This is a genomic window from Streptomyces sp. GC420 (genome assembly GCF_009916105.1).
Lineage (GTDB): Bacteria > Actinomycetota > Actinomycetes > Streptomycetales > Streptomycetaceae > Streptomyces.
On the sequence record NZ_JAAAXQ010000584.1, the window covers coordinates 1 to 3285 of the forward strand.

Annotated in this window: 3 protein-coding genes; 1 reads left to right on the forward strand and 2 read right to left on the reverse strand. The window is 69.8% G+C overall.

Annotated features, from left to right (window positions below; genetic code table 11):
* Positions 1-40 precede the first annotated feature (40 nt).
* A complete protein-coding gene (locus GUY61_RS36475) occupies positions 41-676 on the reverse strand; it encodes a DUF6230 family protein (protein ID WP_166634590.1) in 636 nt (211 codons plus the stop codon).
* A gap of 660 nt (positions 677-1336) precedes the next feature.
* Positions 1337-2308, reverse strand: coding sequence for a tetratricopeptide repeat protein (locus GUY61_RS36480; protein ID WP_166634591.1), 972 nt, complete (start codon positions 2306-2308; stop codon positions 1337-1339).
* A 354-nt stretch (positions 2309-2662) separates the two neighbouring features.
* On the opposite strand from GUY61_RS36480, the gene GUY61_RS36485 reads away from it, so the two are divergent.
* A partial coding sequence (locus GUY61_RS36485) for a TetR/AcrR family transcriptional regulator (protein ID WP_166634592.1) occupies positions 2663-3285 on the forward strand: 623 nt, incomplete at its 3' end.

Consider the following 3285-nt stretch of genomic DNA (forward strand, 5'->3'; position numbering starts at 1 on the left):
GGCGGGGCCATGTCATGACCCCGCCCGCTCCGAGGGGTGCTTAGTAGCACTCCTTGACGCCCTTGTGCAGCTTCATGCTGAGCCCGCTCAGCTTGAAGGTGCCGGCCGTGGTCGCCCAGGCCGTCTGCTTCACGTTGGTCAGCGTGGCCTCGTCGGCCTGCTGCGCGAACCCGAAGGGGTTGATGAGCTCGTTGTTCGGCTGCGAGGGGGCGCCCTTCTTGGCGTCCTTCTGCGCGATGCCGATGTCGATCTGCTCGAACGTCGCGTCCGCGTCGAGCTCCGCGACGTCCAGGTACAGGTTCTCGGCCTCGACCGGAGTACCCTTGCCACCCGCCTTGAGCTCAAGGCTGACGCTGCCGATGAACGGCACGTCCGGGGTGACCACGGACTGGCACATGCCCGTGATCTCGGCGGTCTTGAAGGACGACACCGCGACGGGGTGCGCCGCCTTGTTGCCCTTCAGGTCGTAACCGGTCGCGATGCTGCCGTACTGCTCGAAGCCGAAGCCGTGCAGACGCTCGGCCGTGACCTTGAAGCTCTGTCCGGAGACGCTGAACGATGCGGCCAGCGCGCCCTGCGCGAGGCCGACACCTATGGCGGCGGTGGCAGCGACGCTGGGCACCATGACCACAGCAAAGCGCTTCCATCTGGTCCCGCCACGAACCTGGGACTCCATACTTTCCTCCTTCTCGGACGTACATCCCAGCAAGCGGACGGCTTGCCCGCCTGGGATGGGAGAAGATCTACGTCCTCGGGAAGGAGAGCGCCCGAGTCGGAGGCGCGACGTCCAACGTCACACACAGCGTCCGAATCACCGGCGATCACCCCCGAGCGACAACCACTTGGCCGCGCTCACGCGCGGCCGGCCGGACAGGCCCTGCCGGTGGGCAAGGACCCCCCTGTCCACGGCCGGCGCCTCTGCCGCCGGCCCGCTCGGTGGGGACCCGTGACTCCCGCGTCTCCGAATGGCTGTCGGGGCTGTGGGAACGGACCGAGCGTGGCCGATCGTGGTCCATTCCCGGCCGCCGCACAAGGGGGTTCGTTACTCACTAGTAACGGGGGGATAACCGAGGCACGACCGCGCGCCGTCGACCAGGCACGGACGGTGTTCTCGGTCACAGCGGCAGACAATGCCAAAGCGATTCAAAATCGGACAGAAATCAAGATCCGACTTACTGGCAGTAACAGCGGCCGCGATTATCAAGATTTGGTAAACCGCGGCCGCCGAGTCGCTGTGTCGTCAAATCTCCCGCCGCGCCCCAGTCGCCTCAGGGGTTTGAAAATCGTTCAGGCGTACGGGGAGTGACGGGAGAGGTGTCATCGGGCCGGACGCCCCTCAGAACAGCACGCGTGCGAGCGCCTGCCGGGCCTTGGTCACCCGCGGATCGTCCGCGCCGACCACCTCGAAGAGTTCCAGCAGCCGCAGCCGGACCGTCTCGCGGTCCTCTCCCGCAGTCCGCCGCACGGTCTCCACGAGCCGCCCGAAGGCGTCCTCGACATGACCGCCCACCAGGTCCAGGTCGGCCGCGGCGATCTGGGCCCGCACCTCGGCGGGGTGCTCGGCGGCCTCCTTGCGCACCTGCTGGGGGTCCATGCCCTGGACCCGCTGCAGGAGTTCGGCCTGGGCGAGTCCCAGTTTCGCCTCGGTGTTACCCGGGTCGTCCGTCAGCACGTTCTTGTACGCCTGCACGGCACCGCCGAGGTCACCGGAGTCCAGCGCCTGCGCGGCGGCCTCCAGCAGGCCGTCGTAGGGCCCTGCGGGAGCCTCGCGGGCGACGGGTGCCTCGGCATCGGCGTCGGCGTCGACGGTCAGTCCGGTCAGACCGAAGCGCTCCTCGGCGACCTGGATCAACTGGTCCAGGGTGGCCCTGATCTGCGGCTCGGGGGCCGCGCCCTGGAAGAGCGGCAGGGCCTGGCCGGCCACCACCGCGAAGACTGCCGGGATGCCCTGGATCCCGAACTGCTGCATCAGCATCTGGTTGGCGTCGACATCGATCTTGGCGAGCAGGATACGGCCGCCGTACTCGACGGTGAGCCGCTCGAGCAGCGGGCCGAGCTGCTTGCAGGGCTGGCACCACTCGGCCCAGAAGTCGAGGACGACCGGTACTTCGGCGGAGCGCTGCAGGACATCCCGCTCGAATCCCGCCTCGTCGACATCGATCACCAGGCTCGCCGGGGACACCGCCCCGCTCCCGCCCTGCCGGGCGGCTTCGGCGCGCGCCTGCTCCGCCTTCGCCCTGGCCTCTCCGGCCGCCTTCACCGCGGCGAGGTCGACGACTCCGCTCATGGACATGTTCCGTGGCTGCATGGGTACATCCTCCCCCCTTCACACGGTGAACGGCGAAATACGCCGGCCAATCCCGGTCGGCGTTCTCCGGCCGCCCGTTCCTCGCGCCCCTGCTCGTCCCGGGCCCGCACCCTGCTCCGTGCCGGGGCTCCGGTCCCGCGCCGCCCGCACCTTCTTCCCGTGCCGCTGTCCCGCTGCCCTGTACCCGGTATCCCTCTTCGGTATCCGCGCGCCCGGTCCCCACCGGCGCCGACGTGGTTGCCGCCCTTTCGATACGACTCGTAGCGTAACTGGTCGCGGGTCGCGTCCGGTAGACCGCCCCAGTGATCCTCATCACCAGCCACATCGGTCATACCGGCGGGTATGGTCACCGCCATGTCCTCCAGATCACCCGGCAACGGCAGCGGCAACGGCCGCACGGGGCGGCCGCGCAGCGCGGCCGCGGACGCCGCGATACTCGGCGCCACCAGGGCCGCGCTCGTCGAACTCGGGTGGTCGAAACTGACGCTGGGCGACGTCGCCGCGCGCGCGGGCGTCGCCAAGACGACGCTCTACCGCCGCTGGGCGGGCAAGAACGAACTCGTCGTCGACGCGGTCGCGGTGCTCTTCGACGAGCTGGAACTCCGGGACCGTGGCAGCCTGCGGGCCGACATCGAGGACGTGGTGCTCCAGTTCGCGGCCCTGCTCGACCGCCCGGAGACCAGGACGTCGCTGATGGCCGTCATCGCCGAGGCGACGAACGACGACGCGCTGCGCGCCCGGATCCGCACCACGATCGTCGACCGCCAGAAGCGCCTCGTGCTGGTGGGCAGGGAACGCGCGTGGGAGCGCGGTGAACTGCCCCGCGAAGCGGACCCGGAGGCGGCCGCCCGCTCGGCCGACCTCATCTTCGACGTCGTCGCGGGCGCGGTCGTCCACCGCGCCCTGGTGAGCGGCGAGCCGGTGGACGCCGAGTGGGCCGGCATCCTCGCGTCGGTGCTGCTGGGGGGCCTGGGAGC